The organism is Flavobacterium magnum, from assembly GCF_003055625.1.
GTDB lineage: Bacteria > Bacteroidota > Bacteroidia > Flavobacteriales > Flavobacteriaceae > Flavobacterium > Flavobacterium magnum.
The window spans coordinates 2,322,528-2,344,826 of the sequence record NZ_CP028811.1 but is presented as its reverse complement, the minus strand read 5'-3'; the positions used below and the strand labels follow the sequence as shown (position 1 = coordinate 2,344,826).

Annotated in this window: 22 protein-coding genes; 11 read left to right on the top strand and 11 right to left on the bottom strand. The window is 48.6% G+C overall.

All coding sequences use genetic code 11. The annotated features are described in order from the left end of the window. Positions 1–3: 3 nt before the first annotated feature. Positions 4–3,441, bottom strand: coding sequence for a methylmalonyl-CoA mutase family protein (locus HYN48_RS09855; protein ID WP_108371194.1), 3,438 nt, complete (start codon positions 3,439–3,441; stop codon positions 4–6). 210 nt (positions 3,442–3,651) lie between these two features. Here HYN48_RS09855 and HYN48_RS09850 point away from each other — a divergent pair, with 210 nt between their 5' ends. Together HYN48_RS09850 and HYN48_RS09845 are read left to right on the top strand one after the other, a co-directional pair. Then, positions 3,652–4,143, top strand: coding sequence for a hypothetical protein (locus tag HYN48_RS09850; protein ID WP_108371191.1), 492 nt, complete (start codon positions 3,652–3,654; stop codon positions 4,141–4,143). An 82-nt stretch (positions 4,144–4,225) separates the two neighbouring features. Then, the gene (locus HYN48_RS09845) at positions 4,226–5,353 is read left to right on the top strand and encodes an acyltransferase family protein (protein ID WP_108371188.1); all 1,128 of its coding nucleotides are present in this window, start codon (positions 4,226–4,228) and stop codon (positions 5,351–5,353) included. 50 nt (positions 5,354–5,403) lie between these two features. On the opposite strand, the gene tpiA is transcribed toward HYN48_RS09845, so the two are convergent. The 5 genes from tpiA to HYN48_RS09820 all read right to left on the bottom strand — a co-directional run bounded on the left by tpiA (position 5,404) and on the right by HYN48_RS09820 (position 9,547). After that, positions 5,404–6,153 (bottom strand): triose-phosphate isomerase, encoded by a 750-nt coding sequence (gene tpiA / locus HYN48_RS09840; protein WP_108371185.1) that lies wholly within the window; start codon positions 6,151–6,153, stop codon positions 5,404–5,406. After that, positions 6,153–6,650: a TlpA family protein disulfide reductase gene (locus HYN48_RS09835; RefSeq protein ID WP_108371183.1), complete on the bottom strand. Its 498-nt coding sequence runs from the start codon at positions 6,648–6,650 to the stop codon at positions 6,153–6,155. Before HYN48_RS09835 ends, tpiA begins: the two co-directional genes overlap by 1 nt. A 97-nt stretch (positions 6,651–6,747) precedes the next feature. Beyond that, positions 6,748–7,824 (bottom strand): ABC transporter permease, encoded by a 1,077-nt coding sequence (locus HYN48_RS09830; RefSeq protein ID WP_108371180.1) that lies wholly within the window; start codon positions 7,822–7,824, stop codon positions 6,748–6,750. A gap of 11 nt (positions 7,825–7,835) precedes the next feature. Continuing rightward, positions 7,836–8,945: a MauE/DoxX family redox-associated membrane protein gene (locus tag HYN48_RS09825; protein WP_108371177.1), complete on the bottom strand. Its 1,110-nt coding sequence runs from the start codon at positions 8,943–8,945 to the stop codon at positions 7,836–7,838. Positions 8,946–9,004: 59 nt separating this feature from the next. After that, positions 9,005–9,547 carry a DUF1599 domain-containing protein gene (locus HYN48_RS09820; protein WP_108371175.1) on the bottom strand — a complete coding sequence of 181 codons (543 nt, stop codon included), beginning with the start codon at positions 9,545–9,547 and terminating at the stop codon, positions 9,005–9,007. An 88-nt stretch (positions 9,548–9,635) separates the two neighbouring features. Between HYN48_RS09820 and folP the strand changes: the two genes are divergently transcribed. Next, positions 9,636–10,466 (top strand): dihydropteroate synthase, encoded by an 831-nt coding sequence (gene folP / locus HYN48_RS09815; RefSeq protein WP_108371173.1) that lies wholly within the window; start codon positions 9,636–9,638, stop codon positions 10,464–10,466. 15 nt (positions 10,467–10,481) lie between these two features. Here the strand turns inward: folP and rlmH are convergent, their stop codons facing one another. After that, positions 10,482–10,955 carry a 23S rRNA (pseudouridine(1915)-N(3))-methyltransferase RlmH gene (gene rlmH / locus HYN48_RS09810; protein WP_108371170.1) on the bottom strand — a complete coding sequence of 158 codons (474 nt, stop codon included), beginning with the start codon at positions 10,953–10,955 and terminating at the stop codon, positions 10,482–10,484. Positions 10,956–11,018: 63 nt separating this feature from the next. Between rlmH and HYN48_RS09805 the strand changes: the two genes are divergently transcribed. Next, positions 11,019–11,816: an ABC transporter substrate-binding protein gene (locus tag HYN48_RS09805; protein WP_108373528.1), complete on the top strand. Its 798-nt coding sequence runs from the start codon at positions 11,019–11,021 to the stop codon at positions 11,814–11,816. A 163-nt stretch (positions 11,817–11,979) separates the two neighbouring features. On the opposite strand, the gene HYN48_RS09800 is transcribed toward HYN48_RS09805, so the two are convergent. Further along, entirely contained in the window at positions 11,980–12,681 is a 702-nt protein-coding gene (locus HYN48_RS09800; protein WP_108371167.1) for a DUF4197 domain-containing protein, read from the bottom strand. Positions 12,682–12,687: 6 nt separating this feature from the next. Next, the gene (locus HYN48_RS09795; RefSeq protein ID WP_108371165.1) at positions 12,688–13,410 is read right to left on the bottom strand and encodes a DUF4197 domain-containing protein; all 723 of its coding nucleotides are present in this window, start codon (positions 13,408–13,410) and stop codon (positions 12,688–12,690) included. A 137-nt stretch (positions 13,411–13,547) separates the two neighbouring features. Here HYN48_RS09795 and HYN48_RS09790 point away from each other — a divergent pair, with 137 nt between their 5' ends. The 4 genes from HYN48_RS09790 (at position 13,548) to HYN48_RS09775 (ending at position 15,536) form a co-directional block, all read left to right on the top strand. Beyond that, positions 13,548–13,754 carry a DUF4287 domain-containing protein gene (locus HYN48_RS09790; RefSeq protein ID WP_108371163.1) on the top strand — a complete coding sequence of 69 codons (207 nt, stop codon included), beginning with the start codon at positions 13,548–13,550 and terminating at the stop codon, positions 13,752–13,754. Continuing rightward, positions 13,754–14,476 (top strand): DUF4184 family protein, encoded by a 723-nt coding sequence (locus HYN48_RS09785; RefSeq protein ID WP_108371160.1) that lies wholly within the window; start codon positions 13,754–13,756, stop codon positions 14,474–14,476. The genes HYN48_RS09790 and HYN48_RS09785 overlap by 1 nt, the downstream gene beginning before the upstream one ends. After that, complete coding sequence (locus tag HYN48_RS09780) at positions 14,446–15,009, top strand: hypothetical protein (RefSeq protein ID WP_108371158.1); 564 nt, start codon at positions 14,446–14,448, stop codon at positions 15,007–15,009. The genes HYN48_RS09785 and HYN48_RS09780 overlap by 31 nt, the downstream gene beginning before the upstream one ends. 122 nt (positions 15,010–15,131) lie before the next feature. Beyond that, positions 15,132–15,536, top strand: a complete 405-nt coding sequence (locus HYN48_RS09775; RefSeq protein WP_245945945.1) for a L,D-transpeptidase family protein — start codon at positions 15,132–15,134, stop codon at positions 15,534–15,536. 83 nt (positions 15,537–15,619) lie between these two features. Here the strand turns inward: HYN48_RS09775 and glmM are convergent, their stop codons facing one another. After that, positions 15,620–17,023, bottom strand: coding sequence for a phosphoglucosamine mutase (gene glmM, locus HYN48_RS09770; RefSeq protein ID WP_108371152.1), 1,404 nt, complete (start codon positions 17,021–17,023; stop codon positions 15,620–15,622). A gap of 289 nt (positions 17,024–17,312) precedes the next feature. Between glmM and HYN48_RS09765 the strand changes: the two genes are divergently transcribed. The 3 genes from HYN48_RS09765 to HYN48_RS09755 all read left to right on the top strand — a co-directional run bounded on the left by HYN48_RS09765 (position 17,313) and on the right by HYN48_RS09755 (position 19,954). Beyond that, positions 17,313–17,819: a hypothetical protein gene (locus tag HYN48_RS09765; RefSeq protein WP_108371149.1), complete on the top strand. Its 507-nt coding sequence runs from the start codon at positions 17,313–17,315 to the stop codon at positions 17,817–17,819. A 37-nt stretch (positions 17,820–17,856) separates the two neighbouring features. After that, a complete protein-coding gene (locus HYN48_RS09760) occupies positions 17,857–18,669 on the top strand; it encodes a hypothetical protein (protein ID WP_108371148.1) in 813 nt (270 codons plus the stop codon). 100 nt (positions 18,670–18,769) lie between these two features. Next, positions 18,770–19,954, top strand: coding sequence for a hypothetical protein (locus HYN48_RS09755; protein ID WP_108371146.1), 1,185 nt, complete (start codon positions 18,770–18,772; stop codon positions 19,952–19,954). Positions 19,955–20,070: 116 nt separating this feature from the next. Here the strand turns inward: HYN48_RS09755 and HYN48_RS09750 are convergent, their stop codons facing one another. Beyond that, the gene (locus HYN48_RS09750) at positions 20,071–22,041 is read right to left on the bottom strand and encodes a fibronectin type III domain-containing protein (protein ID WP_108371143.1); all 1,971 of its coding nucleotides are present in this window, start codon (positions 22,039–22,041) and stop codon (positions 20,071–20,073) included. Positions 22,042–22,299: the final 258 nt, after the last annotated feature.

Below are 22,299 nucleotides of genomic sequence, written 5' to 3'. Positions count from 1 at the left end.
CTTTTACATATTCCTACGATATTGCCCCCCCACCTCAAATAATGCGGAAGTGATCTGCCCCAGCGAACAGACTTTCGTCGCCTCCATCAGTTTTTCAAAAATATTCTTGTTGCTGATGGCCGCTTCCTGGATGGCTTCGAGTTGTTCTTCTTCCTTGCCTGCATGGGTTTTGTGCAATTCTTCGAGCATCGTAATCTGGTATTGCTTTTCCTCTTCAGTCGCGCGGATGACTTCAGCCGGGATTACCGTCGGTGACCCTTTGGAACTTAAGAAAGTGTTGACCCCGATGATTGGAAAATCACCGTTGTGCTTGAGCGTTTCATAGTAGAGGCTCTCCTCCTGTATCTTCGAACGTTGGTACATGGTTTCCATGGCCCCGAGGACACCGCCTCTTTCTGTAATGCGGTCGAATTCCTGCAACACGGCTTCCTCTACCAGGTCTGTAAGCTCTTCTATGATAAACGATCCCTGTATTGGGTTTTCGTTTTTAGCCAGTCCCAATTCCTTGTTGATGATCAGCTGTATGGCCATCGCACGACGTACGGATTCTTCAGTAGGTGTTGTAATCGCCTCATCATAAGCATTGGTATGCAACGAGTTACAGTTGTCGTAAATCGCATACAGCGCCTGCAAGGTCGTGCGGATGTCGTTGAAATCGATTTCCTGGGCGTGCAGCGAACGGCCTGAAGTCTGGATGTGGTACTTGAGCATCTGGGCGCGTTCGTTAGCCTTGTACTTGTATTTTAAGGCTTTCGCCCAAATTTTCCGGGCCACGCGTCCGATAACGGCATATTCAGGATCAATGCCGTTGGAAAAGAAAAAGGACAGGTTCGGTCCGAAATCGTTGATGCTCATGCCACGGCTTAAATAATACTCCACGTAAGTGAAACCGTTCGCAAGGGTGAATGCCAGCTGCGTAATCGGATTGGCACCTGCTTCGGCGATATGGTAACCTGAGATGGACACCGAGTAAAAATTGCGCACATTGTTTTGAATGAAATACTCCTGCACATCGCCCATCAGCCTGAGCGCAAATTCAGTTGAGAAAATACAGGTATTCTGCGCCTGGTCTTCCTTGAGTATGTCGGCCTGCACCGTACCGCGTACCTGCGCCAGGGTTTTAATCTTAATTTCCCTGTAGACCTCGGCCGGAAGCACTTCGTCGCCTGTGACTCCAAGTAACAGCAACCCGAGCCCGTTATTGCCTTTGGGCAGTTCACCCTGATAGGATGGCCGTTTGGTACCTTTCTGTTTGTAAATTTCATTAATCTTCTCCTCGACGACAGAAACCAGGTTGTTCTGCCTGATGTAGATCTCGCATTGCTGGTCTATCGCTGCGTTCATGAAGAATCCGAGCAACATCGGGGCAGGTCCGTTGATCGTCATTGACACCGAAGTCAGCGGGTGCACGAGGTCAAAACCCGAATACAGCTTCTTTGCGTCGTCAAGGCAACAGATCGATACGCCCGCATTGCCGATTTTTCCATAAATATCGGGGCGCAGGTGTGGGTCGTTGCCGTAAAGCGTTACGCTGTCGAATGCGGTTGACAGTCGCTTTGCCGGCATACCCTGGCTCACATAATGAAACCGTTTGTTCGTGCGCTCCGGACCGCCCTCGCCGGCAAACATCCGCGAAGGGTCCTCTCCTTCCCTCTTGAAAGGATACAAACCCGAAGCGAAAGGGAATTCGCCCGGTACATTTTCCTGCAGACACCAGCGCAGGATGTCGCCCCAGGCTTCATACCTTGGCAACGCCACTTTGGCAATCTGCGTATGCGACAGCGATTCGGTATGCGTAGCGATCTTGATTTCCTTGTCGCGTACTTTGAACGAGTAGACAGGGTGTTTGTAGCGATTGACCTTGGTATCCCAACTGAGTATGATTTCCCAGTTGTAAGGGTCAAGGTCCATTTTTACCTTGTCGAACTGGTTGAGCAGCAGGTTTAGGAAGATTCTGTTTTCATGGCCTTCATCAATGGCCGATAGGATCGAGTCATCGTCGATGCCCGCCTTCGTTATCACAGGATGCCTGCCCGAAACACTTTCAATCGTCTTGAAAATACCGAACAGCTTTTGCGCCACCTGCTGCTGTGACAAGGCATCGGCGTCGTATTTGCGGTTGTTTTCTGAAATCTCAGACAAATAGCGCGTGCGGTGCGGCGGGATGACGAAAATCTTCTCGCTCATCTCACGCGTGATATGGAAATCAGACTGCAGGTCAGATTCGGTTTTTTCATGGATCTTATCCATCACCGATTTGTACAACGTGTTCATCCCGGGATCATTGAACTGCGAGGCGATGGTACCAAACACGGGCAGCGTGTCGGGATCAGCGTCCCAAAGCTGGTGGTTTCTTTGGTACTGCTTCTTCACGTCGCGCAGGGCATCGAGTGAACCGCGCTTGTCGAACTTGTTGATCGCGACCAGATCTGCGAAGTCCAGCATGTCTATTTTCTCTAACTGGGTTGCGGCGCCAAATTCAGGTGTCATCACGTAAAGCGAAACATCAGAATGATCCATGATTTCAGTATCGGATTGCCCGATACCCGAAGTCTCCAGGATAATCAGGTCGTATTTTGCCGCCTTCAGCACTTCGATGGCTTCGGCCACATATTTGGATAAGGCGAGGTTAGACTGGCGTGTTGCCAGGGAACGCATATACACACGTGGGTTGTTGATCGCGTTCATTCGGATGCGGTCACCCAGCAGCGCGCCGCCCGTTTTCCGTTTGGATGGATCGACAGAGATGAGTCCGATGGTCTTCTCAGGGAAATCAATCAGGAACCTGCGCACAAGTTCATCTACGAGCGACGATTTTCCCGCGCCACCTGTTCCCGTAATCCCGAGCACAGGTGTCTTGCTTTTTTTATTCTTTTTATAAATAAGGTCCATCGCCGGCTTTGCCACTTCTGGAAAGTTCTCGGCTGCCGAAATCACGCGTGCGATGGCCGTCGGATTCTTGGATTCAAGATGGTTCACTTCGCCGTTGAGCCTGTCCCCCACCGGAAAGTCACTGCGTTTCACGAGGTCATTAATCATCCCCTGCAGTCCCAGCGAGCGCCCGTCGTCAGGCGAATAAATGCGCTCAATCCCATATTGGTGCAGTTCTGCGATTTCTGAAGGCAATATCACGCCGCCGCCGCCGCCAAATATCTTGATGTGTCCGGCGCCTTTTTCCTTCAGCAAGTCGAACATGTATTTGAAGTATTCGTTGTGCCCGCCCTGGTAGGACGTCATCGCAATCGCATTGGCATCTTCCTGAATGGCGGTATTGACCACTTCCTCGACACTGCGGTCGTGCCCCAGGTGGATTACCTCAACCCCGGTCGACTGGATGATGCGTCGCATGATGTTTATTGCGGCATCATGTCCGTCGAAGAGTGACGCGGCGGTTACAATCCTTACTTTATTAACAGGAATATAGGGCTTTACTTGTTCCATCTGTATTTTGCAGTGTGTTTTGAGCGCGCAATTTACGGAATTTATAATGAGTAGCAAAGAAGCATGAGGCCAGAATCATAAACTTGAAACGAACATATTTCTTCATCTCATTTTGATTCCCGCTGGAAGGTGGCACAGATAATTTACCGCATGGATCACTTCCCTACGGTACTTTTTTGATATATTTGGTTCACATCAGCAAGCAACGCCATGGCAGTGATTTTTAAAGGCGAATACGTTTCCTTCCAGATCCGATTGATAAAAAAAGTGGCATCCATTTTGCCCATTCTGATCATTGTCTTCCTTAAAATAAATTATGACGACAGCAACATGATATTTGCAGGGTATCAAAACTATCTCAATCTATTTCTTGTTGCCTGCTTCTTTTTCGGGATGTATTATCACGTTCGCGATATCCGGACCGTGGTCACTGAAGTCACTTTTTCTGAGGATAAACTTCAGGTATCCGGGTACGACCTTAACCGCAAATTTGAAGATACGTTGGCCGTAAATCATACGTTTATCGAAATAAAATCAAGAAGCAAGTCGCATCTTTACATAGAAATCTTTGCTGATGGTAAGTACTTTTATATAAACAATTATTCGCGCTGGGAAAACACGGTCATGTCGGAACTGCTGCAGGAATACCGGCGAAGGTGCGATAATAAGATCACAGGACACAGTTTTCCCGGCCTGTTATAGCCTGAACAAAAAACAAAAAATAGCCCATCGCACAAAACCGAGCTAAGTGTCTTCATATCCAACTGCACAACTAGCATTAAAAATGATATCACATCGCAAATATTTTCCGAACCTTAACGGACTGCGCTTCATTGCTGCCATGATGGTGATTGTCTTTCATATCGAAGGATACAAGGCGATGCTTGGTTTTGAGAACGCCGCGTCAGTCCCGGCGGTTTCAGTGGCGGGTCCGCTTGGCGTGGTTTTGTTTTTTGTGCTCAGCGGATTCTTGATCACCTACCTGCTGCTTGCAGAAGAAAAGTCCGCCTCGCAAATCAATATCAGGAATTTTTACCTGCGCAGAATCCTGCGCATCTGGCCGCTGTACTTCCTCATACTTATCCTGGCTTTTGCGGTATTGCCGCACATCAGCATCTTTACGCTCCCCGGCTATAACAAAACAGTGATTTATTCCGATCTCAGCTCAAAAATACTGATGTACCTATTCTTGTTGCCAAACCTTGCCTGCGCGGCTTTCACGCCCGTCCCCTACGCCTCGCACCTATGGTCGATTGGCACTGAAGAGCAATTTTACCTGCTGTGGCCCGTATTGCTGAAAAACATAAAAAAGTACCGGCGGCTTCTTATGGTAGTCATTGTGGCGGCATACCTCGCGGTAGCCGTGTGGCTGCGGTCGCATTATGCCGAAAGCCTGCCATCTCATGATACACTGCTGCGTTTCTGGAATAGTTTTAATATTGACTGCATGGCGATCGGCGGCATTTTCGCACTGCTATATTTTCAGCGAAGCCGTTTGTTGAAACTGCTGTGCGACAGCAGGCTGTTTCTCGGTACGGCCGCCCTCGCTATGCTGTTATTGTCCATGGGATGCCAGTTCAGGTACCTGCACAATGAAATCTACGCCGTGTTGTTTGGCATTATCATCCTGAACCTGGCAACAAACAGCAGCGCCGAAAAGGTGCTCGAGGCGAGGCCGCTCCGTTACCTGGGCCGCATTTCCTATGGGCTGTACATGTATCATCCGATAGGCATCATGCTCGCCGTAGGCATTTGCAGCCGTGCAGGGCTTTCGATACATTGGATGCTTTATCCGACTGCGATCGCGCTCACCGTCATCATGGCTGCCGTTTCCTATTATGGCTTTGAACGCAGGTTCCTCAACTACAAGCGGAAATTCCGTCATCCCGCCCATGCCGGGCCGTCCGACTAAAAACAGGAAAGCAGCCTCTGGAGCTGCTTTTATCTGGTGTTCCTGTCGGATTATATCCCGTTCACTATCGCTGCAAAATCGGCAGCCTTGAGTGCTGCGCCACCGATCAGGCCGCCGTCAACATCCGGTTTTGAAAAGATTTCCCTGGCATTTTCAGGTTTTACGCTGCCGCCGTACAGGATGGAAACGTCCTGTGCGATATTGCCGTATTTTTTATTAATCGTCTCACGGATAAAATGGTGCATTTCCTGCGCCTGCTCCGGAGTGGCCGTTTCTCCCGTACCAATTGCCCAAACCGGCTCATACGCGAGAATGATGTTTTCCAAATCTTTTGCTTCGAGATGGAACAGGCCGTCTTTCAATTGGTTCTCTACGATATTGAAATGGTTTCCGGACTGCCTGTCCTTCAATTCTTCGCCAAAGCAGAAAATCACCTCCAAATTGTGTTTCAGCGCCGTAACGACTTTTGACGCCAATAACGCATCGGTTTCATGGAAATACGCCCTGCGCTCCGAATGCCCAAGGATGACAATCCCAACGCCAATACTTTTGAGCATGTCCGCCGAAACCTCTCCTGTATAGGCACCGGATTCCGACTGGTGCATGTTTTGAGCGGCCACACCGATATTGGTAAATTCGAGGTGGTCCACCGCCGAAGCCAGGTTGACAAATGCCGGAGCCACAATAATCCGTACCTCCTTATCGTCGGGAAGCTTATCAATCAAATCGTTAAGTAAATCTTCAGTTTCCTCAGCATTTTTGTGCATCTTCCAGTTTCCGGCAACAATCTTGGTCCTCATTATTGTAGTGTTTTTAGTGTTTGTTCCATTGCGTCAAAATCGGTTTCTATGGCCCGGTAGGTTACTACTTTGCCCTTAGCGTCCACAATAATGTACCTGGGTATCCAATCGAGGTCGATGGCTTTCCCGAATGCGCCCTTCATCATTTTTTCATCATTGGCCCAATAGTGGTCGCCCTGGAGTTCGTGCTTGGCGATACCCGCTTTCCATTTGTCTTCGGCCTTATCCATCGATATAAATACATAATCCACATTGGGATGGTTTGCCTGGAGTTTCTTAAGTTTAGGCATGGCTTTGACACAGTCGCCGCACCAGGAAGCCCACACTTCGATTACGGTCACCTTGCCGTTGTGTTTTTCGAGGATGCTCCCAAGGCTCGAGTCGTTTCCGTCGAACGTTTTCAGTTTTTCGGACAGCGCCTCTTTCGAAAAGGTTTTTTGTGCCTCACAGGAGACCAGCGGGATGGCGATAAGCATCATCAGGAATATATTTTTCATTGTAGTTTTTTTTTAAGCCTTCCGGCAGAAACGGCGCTGTACCGATCCACCTTGCGGGCTGATTTGAAGTGTCACAAAAATACACATTTTATGCCAATTACTGCAACCTGATTTTCGGGTCAAGCCACGCATAAATCAGATCCACGAGAATGTTGATTACGACAAATGTTGCCGCAATCACAATCACCGAACCCATGATTACAGGCAGGTCAAGGTTGCTCAGCGCTTCGACTATTTCCTTGCCCAGCCCATTCCACCCGAAGATAAACTCCACGAAAACCGCGCCGGCGAGCATCGAGGCAAACCAGCCGGAAATCGCCGTGACGACCGGATTCATTGAGTTTTTAAGCGCGTGTTTGCGAATGATCTTCCACTCGCTCAAACCCTTGGCCCTTGCTGTACGGATGTAATCCTGTGTCAGGGTTTCCAACAGGGCGTTGCGCATCAGCTGGATCACTACACCCAGCGGCCTGATCCCAAGCACTACCGCAGGCAGGATGATATTTTTCCATTGGATATATGAGCCTTCGCCAAAATCATAAACTTCATACAGGCTGCCGGTCATGTTGAGCCCGGTCACGTTGTGCAGCAAAAAACCGAAAATCCATGCAAAGAGTATCGCGCTGAAAAACGACGGGATACTCATGCCCAGGGTGCTGAATAAGGCAATGAGCCTGTCTGTCAGCGTGTCTTTGTAAAGTGCGGACACAATCCCCAGCAGGATCCCGAAAACGACCGCGATAACGATGGCGGCCACGGCCAGGATAAAGGTGTTCGGCAGGGTATTGGCGATAATTTCCGATACCTTCTTGCCACTTTTCTGGAAACTTTCGCGCAGGTAAGGCTTCTTCAAAACCAGTTCATTATTCCCGACCCGAAATAGCGTCATGGCGTTGTATTTCCCATCGCTTAAAAACGTGTAGTCTTCCGGCGATTTGCTGTGCAATGACAGGGGCGAAAGGTCGTTGAGGTAATACAGGTATTGTGTGGTCACCGGTTTATCGAAACCATATTTCTTACGAATGACGGCCAGTTGTTCCGAATTTTCGTTCTGGTCGAGCATCATGCGCGCCGGATCTCCGGGAAGGATCGTAAAGAGAAAGAAAATGACCGTAACCACGCCGAAGAGCGTCACCAGGGCATAACCGGCTTTACTTAGGAAATATCGGATCATCCGCGGAGTTGCTATTTTTTTGGAAGTGCTGAAAAAGGCTTACTGAGGAGCTTCTCCAAGTCTGCCGGATTGAATTTATTGTCGGTAATGCCCCAGTAGTATTTGTATTCATTACCATTCCAGAGGTATTTCACGCCTGGCGTGTCCTTCCCGCTGCCCAGCACATTCCAGAATGGGATCACGCCGATAATCTTGTACGGATACTCTGCGCCGGCGTATTTGAAGAACTCGGGGATCAGGTCGGCTTCCTCATCCATAAAGATGATGCGCACTTCAGGGAAGTTTTTGTCCTTTTTACGCAATTCGGTAATCTCCTTCGCGGCATCACGGCAATGGTCGCAGCCCGGGACGAGGAAGCACAGGAGTTTCCTGCCTTTGTCAATATCGGCGAAGTACGATTTGTACCCCGATTGGTGCGGCGAAGGCGCGTCCTGGATTTTCGGCGCTTCGGCCTTTTTTACTGTATCGGCAGCTTTACCGACGGCTTCGGGCAATTCAATTTTTCCGGCCGGTTCGGGTAAAGCGGTAGTGTCCGCCGGAAGCTCGCTACCTATTACCGGGGCAGGCATCTCAACGGCTTTCGGTTGGATGGGTGCGAGCATGAATATACCGAGTATCGTGGCAAACAATACGGTAGTCAAAATCCAGAAATTGCCTTTGGGCTCAATTTTCGGCAGGAGCAGGTACAACCAGGCCAGCAATGCGATGGCGACCACGTTCTTTATAATGGCCTCAATGGGTGTCATCGGAAGCAGCTCCCCGAAGCAGCCGCAGTTGCCTGTATTCCCGCCACTGATGAATGTCACGTAGGTCAGATGCCCCACAAACACCAACAGCAACAGCGTCGTCACCGGGATTATGAACCGCCTCAGGAAGTTTTTCTGAAGCAACAGGAATCCCAAAGCCAACTCGATCCCGATCAATATCCTTGAGAAATAGGGGGCGAAACTTTCCGAAAAACCCATCGGGTAAAGCTGCTTCACCTCGAATGTCGAGATGGCAAAATACGGCGAGTCAAACAATTCGCTTTTGGACAGTTTGGCTACCGCGGAAACGATAAAAAGCAGCGAAACGATGATCCGCAGCGTCCAGGCAGTGTAATTTTTAGTACTGGCAGTCATGATTTTTTAAGTTTTGCCAAAAATAGGGCATCCAGTTTTCAGCGGCTGTTAATGAGTTGTTATTTGTGAAAATCCATCAGGATCAAGGCAAAAACGGCATAATTGATCATATCCTGGTAATTCGCATCAATGCCTTCTGACACGAGCGTCCTGCCCTTATTGTCCTCTATTTGCTTGACACGCAGCAGTTTCTGCAAGATGAGATCAGTCAGCGAACTGACCCGCATCTCGCGCCAGGCCTCGCCATAATCATGGTTCTTGGCTTCCATGAGGGCTTTGGTGACGCGGATTTTCTCATCGTAAAGGCGTGTGGCTTTTGCCTCGTCAAAATCGGGTTGGTCGGCTACACCGTACTCAAGCTGGATCAGCGCCATCAAAGAATAGTTGATGATGCCGATGAACTCTCCTGTTTCGCCTTCGTCCACCTTACGCACCTCATTTTCCTGCAGGCTCCGTATGCGTTGCGCCTTGATGAAAATCTGGTCCGTCAGCGAAGGCAGTCTTAGGATACGCCAGGCACTGCCATAATCTTTCATTTTATTTACAAATAGCGTGCGGCAGGTCGCAATCACCTGATCATATTCCTGGGAGGTATTACTCATTTCGGTGTATCTTTGTTTTGTAATTTTTCCAAAAGTAGGGAAATAAGATTGAAGTACAAAGTCGCAACCACAACGTAAAACCGACCATATGACCATCAATTGCAAAGGAAATCTCATCGACCTGAGCGTGCCGAAAGTTATGGGCATCCTGAACGTCACGCCGGATTCATTTTTTGATGGCGGCCGATTTGATTCCGACGGGGCGCTTCTGGCACAAACCGAAAAAATGCTTTCGGAGGGCGCACATTTTATTGACGTCGGCGGCTACTCAAGCAAGCCGGGCGCTGCCCTCGTCACCGAAGCCGATGAGATCAACCGTGTTGTGCCTGCCATACGCTCCATCTTAAAACATTTTCCCGATGCGCTGATTTCCGTAGATACGTTCCGAAGTCGCGTCGCAGAAGCCGCTGTCGCGTCAGGTGCGGCAATTGTCAACGACATATCGGCAGGCAATCTGGACCCGGATATGATGCCGACGGTGGCGAACCTTCGCGTACCTTATATAATGATGCATATGAAAGGTGACCCAAAAACGATGCAGGGTTTGGCCCTATACGACAACATAAGTCGCGAGGTGGTTTTTTATTTTTCGGAAAAGGTGGCCGAAGCGAGGCGTCACGGCATCAGCGATCTGATTATCGATCCGGGTTTCGGGTTTGCCAAAACGCTGCCACAGAACTACGAGCTGCTTCGTGAAAGCGACCGCTTGCAGTTTCTGAACCTGCCGATACTGGTTGGGATTTCGAGAAAGTCCATGATTTATAAAGCGCTCAATATCAGCAATACCGACGCGCTTAACGGAACCACAGTGTTAAATACGATGGCATTGACCAAAGGCGCGAATATCCTGCGCGTGCACGATGTCAAGGAGGCGGTTGAAGCCATTGCCTTATTCAATTTGGCTTCCCCGAAAAATTAGCTCTTACACTCAGGATTATTGGTGGTGGTAAGGTTCATTTCTGAGAATCGTAAAGCCGCGATACAACTGCTCGATAAAGAACAGGCGCACCATCTGGTGGGAGAAAGTCATCTGCGAAAGCGATATTTTCCCCGACGCCTTGGCATATACCGCATCAGAGAAACCATAGGGCCCGCCGATAACAAACACAAGCGTCTTCACGCCGGAATTCATTTTCTTCTGTAACTCCCCCGAAAAAGCGACACTGGAAAAACTCTTGCCGTTTTCATCAAGTAGGATCAATTGGTCGGTGGGCTGGATTTTCGACAGGATCTGCTCACCTTCCTTCTCTTTCTGCAACGCTTCGGAAAGGTTCCTGGCGTTCTTGACGTCGGGTATGACCTCGAGCTCAAACCGGATATAAAATGACAGGCGCTTCATATATTCTTCGATCAGCGACTGTAAATGACTGTTGTCCGTTTTCCCGATGGCGAGCAGCCTGATGTTCATATCATGCGAATTGGTCCTGCAAAGGTGCAAAGTTATTTAGTATTTTTGGCTAAATTTTTTCCGATGCCTGAATTTAAAGACCAGCTTGGCCAAGTATTCACTTTTGAAAAAGCGCCGTCACGCATCGTGTCCCTGGTGCCCTCGCAGACCGAAATGCTGTATGACCTGGGCCTTGAGGAACAACTCGTAGGGATTACGAAATTCTGTGTGCACCCGTTTCACCTGAAATCGACAAAAAAAATTGTTGGCGGCACCAAAAAGGTGCACGTCGAAAAAATACGACTCCTTCAACCCGATATCATCATCTGCAACAAAGAAGAGAATACACCGGAGATTGTAGCTTCACTGCGCGGGATTGCACCGGTCTGGGTGACGGAAATTGTGACCTTGGAAGACAGCCTGGAGATGATTTCGCAATTGGGCATGTTATTCAACCGCCGTACCGAAGCGCGCAAGTGGATTGACAAGATCAACCACGCTAAACAGGATTTTGATCGTTTCGTAAAAGACGTCCCTATTCGGAAAGCGGCTTATTTTATCTGGAAAAATCCGTGGATGGCTGTCGGCAGCGATAATTTTATCAACGAAATGCTGTCAACGAACCGCTTCGCGAACATCTATTCGGACAAGGGGCGTTATCCTGAAGTGCACATCCAAAAGATCCGGATACAGGGCGACCCTGAAATCGTGTTCCTGTCCTCAGAGCCTTATCCATTCAATGAACAGGACGCCTTCGAGGTGGGCCGCTGCACACACCACGCCAAGGTTGTCTTTGTGGATGGCGAGATGTTTTCATGGTACGGCACGCGTTTGGTAAAGGCGTTTGCCTACTTTAGACAGTTGCAGGAACGCATTTCGTAAATCGGATGTCATCAAAATAAAAAGAGCCGGAATAAATCCCGGCTCCTTAAAACTCTAACTAACCAAACCAATATGAGTGCATATTATGGTACAAATATCATACATTTTTCAGAATCAATATGTTAACACTCTGTTATTTATTTGTTAGCAGGTGATCGGGAGGTCAATCCTGCATTGCAAATACGCGTCGCAGCAAGTCGCTTGACCGCGCGCTCAGGTTGGTTCGAATATCTTTTTCTTCCACGGCAATCATTTTAAAAACGCCTTTCAGCGCTTCCCGCGTTACGTAATCCTTGAGATCCGGATTGACATCGTTGGTCAAAGGTACCGCATTGTATTTGGTGATGATATTGGCCCAGACCTTGTCTGCCCCCACTTTGGCCAGAGACGACTGGACTACCGGGCTAAACTTCGCATACAACGCCGAAGTTGTTGCGCCTTCAAGATAAGACGTTGCGGCACTGTCGTTGCCCAGCAGTATGTTTTTGGCGTCATTGAAGGTGATGTTCTTCACTGCCGTCACAAATATTGGCGTAGCTTCCTTGACGGCGCTCTCGGCAGCGCGGTTCAATACTTTCAGTCCCTCGTCAGCGAGACTAGACAAACCAATCTTGCGCAGCGTGTTGTCAACTTTCTGCAATTCGGGCGGCAGCAAAATCTTTACGGCTTCGTTTTTGAAAAATCCGTCGGTGGCGGTCAGCTTTGTGACCTGTTTAGAAATGCCATTGTTGAGTGCTTCACGCAGTCCTGCGGCGATATCGGCATTCCCGAGTCCGCCCAACTGAGGATACTGACTCGCAACCTGTTGCAGTTCAGCACAGGAAGACAACGTAAAAATGAGCAGCAATGCGAAAATCTTTTTCATATGGTTTTATTTATGGTCCTGCATCGCAAACACTTTGCGCAGTAAATCTGAGGTGCGGGAATCCAGGTTGTTGCGGATATTTTTCTCTTCGACGGTAATCATCTTAAACACGCCGTCGAGCGCTCTATTAGTGACATAATCATTGATGTCGGGATTGACTTTGGTCACCAACGGGACACTGTTGTATTTCCTTATGATCGAAGCCCAAACGACATCGGCCCCAACTTTCCCGATGGATTGACGCACGACAGGAAGGAACTTCGCATACAGCGGCGCCGTGGTCTCAGACTGAAGGTATACGGTAGCCGCGTTGTCATCTCCCATGAGGATGTTTTTCGCATCTTTGATCGTAATCCCCTTAATGGCATCGATAAATATCGGCGTGGCTTCCTTCACCGCATCTTCCGCGGCACGATTCAGCATCAGGATGCCTTCATCGGCGAGCTTCGCCATACCCATCTTGCGAAGGGTCTTGTCCACTTGCTGCAGTTCGGCAGGCATCAGGATCCTGACGGCCTCATTTTTGTAAAAGCCGTCCCTGGCAGTGAGTTTGGAAACCTGCTCAGTGACGCCTTTGTTCAGCGCTTCCTTGAGGCCCGCGCCGATGTCTACGCCGCTGTTCCCTTTGGTCACCGATTCCACTTTATCGGATGCTTTCTTTAAAATGCCTTTCAGCTGGGCGTTGCCGGCCAGGGGGAAGACGAGCAACAACAAGAGTATTTTTTTCATAGCGTTTTCTTTAGCAACACAAATATAAACCCGATAACCCCATTTGTGCCGGAATCCTGTTAAATTTTAAAAAAACATTATGAAACGCCGAAGTGTCGACCGGTTTTTTATACATTTAAATACTTAAATCATTTGCGATGAAAACAGATTACTGGGATGTGACCGATGAGCAGGTCATTGAAAAGACAGGAAAAAAACTCGCCGAATGGGTAGTTATTATGGATGACTTCAACACGGCGGCCAAAAAGTCTAATGACACCGTGACGATGCTGCAGCAGGTTTACCAGGTGCCACGCTATTGGGCGAGGACTTTGACGACTTATTATTTGAAGCAGAAACAATAATGCCTTTTACCTTTTCCCATCCGGCAATTGTGTTGCCGCTGGCCTATTTGCCCAAAAAGTCGTTCTCGTTGACCGCCCTGATTGTGGGCAGTATGGCCCCGGATTTCGAATACTTCCTTCGGATGAGGGTAAATGGCACTTACGGGCATACCGTCGCAGGAATGTTTTGGTTTGACCTGCCCTTAGGTATCCTGCTTGCGCTGGCCTTTCACAATCTGGTCAGGGAAGCACTGATCAGTAACCTGCCTTCTCATCTTCAGGGCAGGTTTGCTATTTATGCAAAAGCAGATTGGAATGCGTATTTCAGGGAACACTTCATCGTGGTCATATGTTCTATGCTTATCGGTGTTGCATCGCACCTTTTCTGGGACAGTTTTACGCATGAGCATGGCTACTTCGTGCAACGAATCAGTATCTTAAAACAAATTGCGATACAATGTTTTCCGTGGTATCGGATATTGCAGCATTTGAGCACCTTATCAGGAGCGCTGGTCATTTGTTTTGCGATTTACAAAATGCCTGTTTATCAAGCGGCGCACAACAAGATTTTAGGCTATTGGTTAACAATAATGCTGGTGGCGGGGCTGATTTTTTGCCTAAGAATGCAATTCACTGGCAGCCTGGGCATTGGGAGTTTTATAGCGTCGGTAATCGCTTCCGTATTGCTATCATTAATCATCGTTTCATTAGTATGGACAAAGAAACATTCTGTGAGAAACTGACCCGGCTGCATTTTATACTGCTTATGGCCGCATTGCTGAATTTCAGCGCCAGGAAAGTTATCGGATTCAGTTTGACTCATGAACTTTCCTACATCCTGAATGTTTCGGTTTACCTGACAGGGATTGTTACTTTTTTTAAGCTTTACTTTTCGCGGTTCAGGAAAATCGTTATCTATTTCTCCTTTTACTTGATTTCTATGTTAAGCGCTCTGTTTTTCTTTATGATGGGCGGTATCTTCTGGGCTGTCATCGTCACGATTACCGCTTATCCTGTCTGGCATGACGCGAAAGTAATCAATAAGAATGATTTGGTCGTATATGAAGACTTCCAGGGTTTCTTAGGCAGTTGCTGTAATTATACGGTTTCCGAAAAATGCCTGATATTTGAAAAAAGGCTTGGCCTTATCAAAACCGATGGCGAAGACCTTAATGAAGAAAATTACAGCCTGATTGGCGTAAAAGGCGATGCATTACAAATCAGGGATATGAATGCCAATGAACCATCCGGATACATTTACTTTGAAATTAAATAGTTTAAATGAAATTTGTGAAAATGCTTCTATACGCTCTCATATCAGTTATATGCTGTACTGCTGTTTATTATTTCTGGCCGGAAAAAAAACTCCCGGCTGGCACCCGAATCGATTCCATCGTAGTGTATAAATCTAAAAGGCAGCTGCAGGCTTATTCTGACGGCAATCTCATAAAAACCTACACAATTGCATTGGGCAAAAATCCTGTTGGGCATAAAGTGTCTGAAGGCGACATGAAAACACCCGAAGGTTTGTATACCATCAATGCCAAAAATCCCAACAGCGCGTACCATAAAAATCTGGGTATCTCCTACCCTGACGATTCGGACCGCGCGGCCGCAGCACGTCTTGGAAAACCGCCGGGTGGCGACATCAAGATTCACGGACTGCGGAACGGCCGGGGCTACATCGGCAGGTTCCATCGCTGGACCGACTGGACGCACGGCTGTATAGCCGTTACTGATGACGAAATTGACGAACTATACGACGCGGTAGCTGTAGGCACCCCCATAACGATCCAACAATGACCGGGCTCAACAGCGGCTTTCCATGTAAGATAACTCACCGCCAGGCAATTTCTTTTCAGGTTCCGCCCCAGGTCCGATCAGAATCAAATTCCTGCGACGGACCTGATCTCGTCCATAATCCTTACGGCCAAATCATCAGCCTGTTGTTGCGAAGGCGCTTCAGTGTAGATGCGGATGATCGGCTCAGTATTGGATTTGCGCAGGTGTACCCAATCGGATGGAAAATCAATCTTGACCCCATCAATCGTGGAAATGTTTTCATCAGCGTATTTTTTTGTCATGGCGTCAAGGATTGCGTCCACGTCAATTTGCGGGGTCAGCTCGATCTTGTTCTTGCTCATGTAATACTGTGGATAGGAAGCCCGCAGTTCCGAAACCTTCATCTTCTTATTGGCCAGATGGGTCAGGAACAGTGCAATGCCCACGATGCTGTCGCGTCCGTAATGCAATTCGGGGTAAATAATCCCACCATTGCCTTCGCCGCCAATTACGGCATTGTTCTGCTTCATCAGTTCGACAACGTTGACCTCACCGACCGCGCTGGCTTCGTACGAGCCGTTGTGCTTTTGGGTAACATCCCGAAGCGCGCGCGAGGACGACAAATTCGATACCGTGTTGCCCGGCGTTTTACTTAGCACGTAATCGGCGACCGCAACTAGTGTGTACTCCTCACCGAACATCTCGCCGTCTTCGCTGATAAAAGCGAGCCTGTCCACGTCCGGATCGACAACGATACCCAGATCGGCTTGCTCCTTGACAACCAACTCACAGATGTCCGTGAGGTGTTCCTTCAGCGGCTCCGGATTGTGCGGGAAATGTCCGTTGGGTTCGCAATACAGCTTGACCACTTCGACGCCCATCTGTTCGAGCACCATCGGGACAATGATACCACCCGACGAATTCACGCCATCGACGACCACCTTGAACTTCGCTGCTTTCACGGCTTCGACATCCACGAGCGGCAAATTGAGTACCTCATCGATATGCATATCCATATAGGCATCATTGGAAGTGATTTCACCCAGGTTATCCACGTCTGAAAAATCGAACGCTTCGGCTTCAGCAATCTCAAGGATTTTCGCACCATCGGCACCACTCAGGAATTCGCCTTTCGCATTAAGCAACTTCAGGGCATTCCATTGTTTGGGGTTGTGGGAAGCTGTCAGGATGATCCCGCCGTCAGCCAGCTCTAAAGGCACAGCCACTTCGACCGTCGGTGTAGTCGAAAGTCCGAGGTCAATCACATCGATGCCCAGGCCAATCAGTGTATTGACGACGAGATTGTGGATCATGGGACCCGATATGCGCGCATCCCGACCAATGACTACGGCCAGTTTTTTATTTTCCCTTTGGGAAGTGTCGATACTGTTTTTCAAGAAGGTGCCGTATGCCGAAGCAAACTTCACGGCATCAACCGGCGTGAGGTTATCACCGGTTTTCCCACCGATGGTACCGCGGATGCCTGAAATGGATTTGATTAGAGTCATAATTGGTTTGTTTTGTGCAAATATAGGAGTTCTTTTGTGAGTTGGTATCCGGATACTATCAACCCTCCCTTATACACCGGTCCTAATTGTATTTGCCTGGTCGGCGCGTAATCTTTTTTTGTTACATTTGAAAATTGCCGGTAGTTGTCGGTGACACAGATAATACTAAGCATTCGCGACGGTCCGATACAAACAGCCAAACAACAGCAATTAAAAAAACCGCAAGGTGAAAAAGCTCCTGCCATGCAAACCCGTTAAATTTTGGCCTGGCACCAAAACAAAAATGACTATGAAAAACCTTGCGTTCATACTGCTGATGGCTTTTGCCGGCGCTGCAGGCCAACAACATGATGTCGTGCACCCGTTCGTTGTATACGAAAATGGGAAAACCAAATCGCTCCGGCACGTCAGCGTTTCCCTGGTTTGCGGGAATGACACCATCAGCTGTGCAAAATCAGGCGGTGGCTTTCGGTTCCCAACCTGGGATAAGGAGTGTTATATAGCGGTGCAGTCCGGAGCGCGGCGCGATTGGCTCGGTCCTGTAAACTTTTCCAAAATCCCGGACAATGCCGTGATCACTTACGGGTTCGTAAGCGATTTGAGCAATTTGATCAGTATCAAGGACGAAGTGGATTTGTATCGGGTTAAAAACTCCGGGCATACCGTCTCGATCCAGGACAGGGAAACTTTAAAAGATGTATCATTTATCATTTTCAAATCGTTAACCCATGTGAAGGACAACATTTATTCTGACAGGACTACCGGAGTGGTATCGACCCACAGAACCGAAAAATAACTATCAGTACCGTCTCACAAAAAAATTTAGTAACAGCATGAGGATACGAAGCATCATTTTGGTTTTTGTTCTTGCTTTTTCCGCGACTGCCAACGCGCAAATCATCAGCGACATGCTCAGCGAGGCAACATTGGAATTTACGCCAAAGCAGGAGATCGACTATGTCCAACTGGAATTTTCCGGACATGGAAAACAATCGGTCCGCAAAATAACATACAACCGAAACCTGCAGGTTGTCAGTGAGGAAAATGCCGCTGATGCTGGTCAGGCGTTCAAAATCACCCGTGAATATGACAGTATCAACCGCCTGGTCAAAGAGTCTACACGCTCGAGTTCGCTCCATGGTACCGTGTTCACCTATAAAAAATTTTCCTGGAGCACTGCAGGCGCCGAAACTTTGGAATACGATAAGAACGGAAAGCTCACGAGCAAATCGACGATTGCCTATGACAGTCTGATGAATCCTACAGAAGTCGTGACATTTGACGCCAACGAAGCAATGATCGGGCGTGAGGAAGCCAAATATGATTATGGGGATAATATCGTTGAGATCCATATTTACAACCACGATGAAAAACTGGTCGGGATACACCTGACAAACATTTACTCAAAAAACACAAAAATCCCGTTCATGGATTATGTCCGGCGCATGCCGTTTGAAGAATACAGGCCATTGTGTACGAATTGGAAGCAATTTGAAGTGGCCATTTCAGAACGGAAATACAAATTGGACAAAAATAATGCGTGGAAAAGCCGTACGCTCGAAAAGCTTTTTTACTCGCCTGAGGCAGGCACCACGAGAAAAAATTTTAACGATACGACCGTACGAAAGATATTTTACAAGAAATAATCTTTACAAATCCAGGCATCGCATAAGCATCCTTTTTCCGGGCTGTGCATCCAATCAGGGTGATGCACGTAATAAACCAAACCAATACCTAAAATTTACGTTGAAAACGAAGCTTCTTTCCGTACTCCTTTTCGCATTGGCCAGCAACCTTTCAGGCCAGGCCAAAAAGGAAATCTATCAATTTTCCAAAGACATCGAAGCGCAAACCGATAAAGACACCGTCCCCTGGAAGTACCAGCTCAGCGCGACAGATTATTCGATCAGCGGCCATTATGAGAAAGCGTTGCAGGACTGGGACAAAAACGGAAGCCGCGCACAGCAGCTTTCCGCACAGGACAGCGCTTATTTTAGGTCATTCCAAAAATACGATGCCAAAGCGTATATTGTCAACCGTTCCAAAAACGAAAAAGTCATCATTATCAATGAGGCCCACCACAACGCACGCCACCGGGTCTTCACTGCCTCTTTGTTGCAGGGATTATACGACAATGGCTACCGATACTTCGGACTCGAAGCGCTTTCAGACACGCTGATCAACAACCGGAAGTTTGTCACTTCGGAAAGCGGTTATTACACCAATGAACCCCAGATGGCGAATTTAATCCGTGAAGCAATTCGAATAGGTTTTACCGTTTTTGGTTATGATGCCGAAGACGTCTCGAACGGAAAACAGCGGGAAATCGCACAGGCGCAGCATATTTCGAAGCTGATGAAAGCCCATCCCGAAGCGAAGTTTTTGATCCATTGCGGCTGGGATCACGCCATCGAAGGCACGCCTGGAAATAAAAGCTGGGAAAAAGCGATGGCGGGAAGGCTTAAGGAACTTACCGGCATCGACCCTTTTACGATCGACCAAACGGCCTATTCTGAAAAAAGCAATGTGGCCCTCAGCAGTCCCTTTATCGAAATGGCCCATACCGAAAAAACCGTCATCCTGGTTGACAGCCACGGCAAAACGTTTAACGGCAGCGCTACGAATGATCAAACCGACTGCCGTATCATTCACCCGGCCACCCGTTACCTCCACGGACGACCCGATTGGCTGCTGATGGACGGCGCCCGAAAAAGCTATGCGGTGCCCAAAAGCAGGATAAAGGAATGTCCTGTATTGGTGCTGGCTTATCGGGAAAAGGAAGCCGAACACGACGGCATACCCGCAGATCTTATCGAGATCACAAACCGGGATACGCCCGCGAGCCTGATCCTCTCAGAAGGCCGGTATACGATTGTCATGAAAGACAGGAATTACAAAACGATCAATACGTTCCAGGCGAAGGTCCGGTGATTGCTTCGAAAAGTTGCGACCTAAGGCACCTCCCCGATACTTATTCATGGGCTGTATTTATAACAAAAGCCCGCTGTAAGGCGGGCGTTTATCCTGGTCTGCGATTATCGTATTGGTTAAAAGATCATCTTTTTACTGACCTGGTGGCCATCGGCTGTGCCAATCCTCAGCAACAGCAGCGCGCCCGATGCGTCCAACCCGGGGACCCGCACTTTGTTGCCGTCAGCCTGGTTGGTATAATACAGCAACCTGCCGGCGGTATCGTACACGGATACTTCTGTTATCGCCACTTCTGACGACCTGATCTCTATCCGTGCATTGTTCCTGAAGGCAATGATTTTGTTTTCTGTGGTAACGGGTACAGCCATACCGAGATTGTTGCTGGTATACAATAAAGTGAAGCGGTTAGTGAACGTGCCTGCCTCAGAGAAAAAATTACAGCCACCTGATTTGAGGTTTGTGATTGTTCCCGTTTGGTTGTCTTTCAGGAAAATATCCTGCGTCCCTTCAAAAACGCCTTCGAGTCTCCCCAGGGCGATCGTATAATTGCCGGCCTGCCCAGCAATGAAACCCAGCCTGACACTGTCAGTATCTGTGAATGGACTGGTCTTCCCCTGAATGACATAAGGCGTTTCGGTGTCGATCAAGCTGTATAAACGGGTACCTTCCAAAAGCAGTTGCTTTGCATCAAACTGATTGTCAACCCCGTTCGTCGCGCCTTCTACGTAGCCAATCAGGATCTCACTGCGTGCCGCCCCTTCTCCGGTAAGGCCAACCCATAAACGGTCCCTTTCTGACGCCGCTGTCCTGAAAAACTGGTCTGCATTGTTGGCTACCCTCATGTTGTTGTTGAAAACTGCATTTCCTGCGGTATTCACGTACGCTACAAAGCCCTGACCGACCTGGATGGTTCCGTTTGGGGTATCGCTTTCCGGGGTTGTTGATGAGGCTGCCGTCTCACCAGTGGCGTTAATCGTTGCGTAATTGGCGCCGGGTGCTGATCCCTGTACCGTGTGCGTCCAGAAATAAATCGTGTTTATTCCCGGATTGGCGTTCAGGAACGAAGCCGCATTGATTGTTGACGGATAAGGGTTTCCGATCAGGTTATACCCCTGCCCATCGAGAGTAACCGGAATCGAAAGATTGCCATTATGAGGCGTACCGGTAAAATGCCCGTTGAAGGACTGTGGCGTATTGGCATACACATCGGGCGCACGTATCACATAACCTTTGGCAAGACTGAAATTATTTACATACGGATCGACCGCAGTGAAGTTATTACCGGCTTCAGTGATGGTGTAAAAGCGGTTGGCCAGTGTCTCCGGTGAAAAGTCGTGAAGGTTCTGCCCTGCTACGGGTGACGACCAATACACATAGTCCAGCCTGCGCATCAGGGCGTTTCGGTCAATGGTGATCGCGCCGGCGTTCGTGTTAACAGCAGCGATCTGCAATAGGTTGGCATTGTTCTCGATGGTGAAGGAAGATGCGGCCGCATTGTTGGTGATGGTACTAACCACAGTAATATTCGTTCCGCTGGCGACGGTCAGGCTGCCGTCATTCGTTACGGTCAGGTTTTTCGAAGTGAATGATCCGTTCGGCGCGGTGTTGTAATTTCCACTTACAAAGGCATTGATGCCGGCGGTAGGCGCACTGTCGGTCCACCCGATGCCGTCCCAGGTAGTCTCGTCAGTGGTAAGCAGCCCGATCGTATTTGAGTTTTGTGAAGCGCCGTCTGCGTCAATAGCCCGTACCCTGTAGTAATAAGGCGTGGCAGGATTGAGGCCTGTGACGGTGTAGTAGGTTACGTTTTCGACAAACAGGTTTTCAAACACAAAGTCATTGTCGTTGCCCTGGCCAAAAGGCGTCGTACTCACATCCAGACGGTAACTGGTCGCGCCGGGCACTACGGTCCATTGCGCGCCAAACGTAGTATTCATGACATTGGTGGCCTGCACGGCGACAGGTGCCGCTGCCACAAGGACGCTGTGCGGCATTGCGGAACGGATCTCGGCTTCGGCGGTAGCTGTGTAAAGGCATAGGAAAGCCATAACGCACAGCGTACGCAGTTGTAGTAATTTAATTTTCATAGATTTTAATTTGTGTGCGCTGCCGGGCTATGCCCTGACGAGTACACGGATTAAGGCCCCATCGAGTGTGGTACGGACAGTCGGCACTTCCCAAATAAATGCCGTAGTAAGCTGTCCAGGACCGCTGGAATACCGGGTGCAAATCTAGCCGTACGCTTTCGGTAAACATTACAACATTACGTTTTAACATTATACACTTGGGTCTTCATCTGTGTTATTGTGTAATAAAATCGGCAAATGGTGTAAATGGAAAAACAT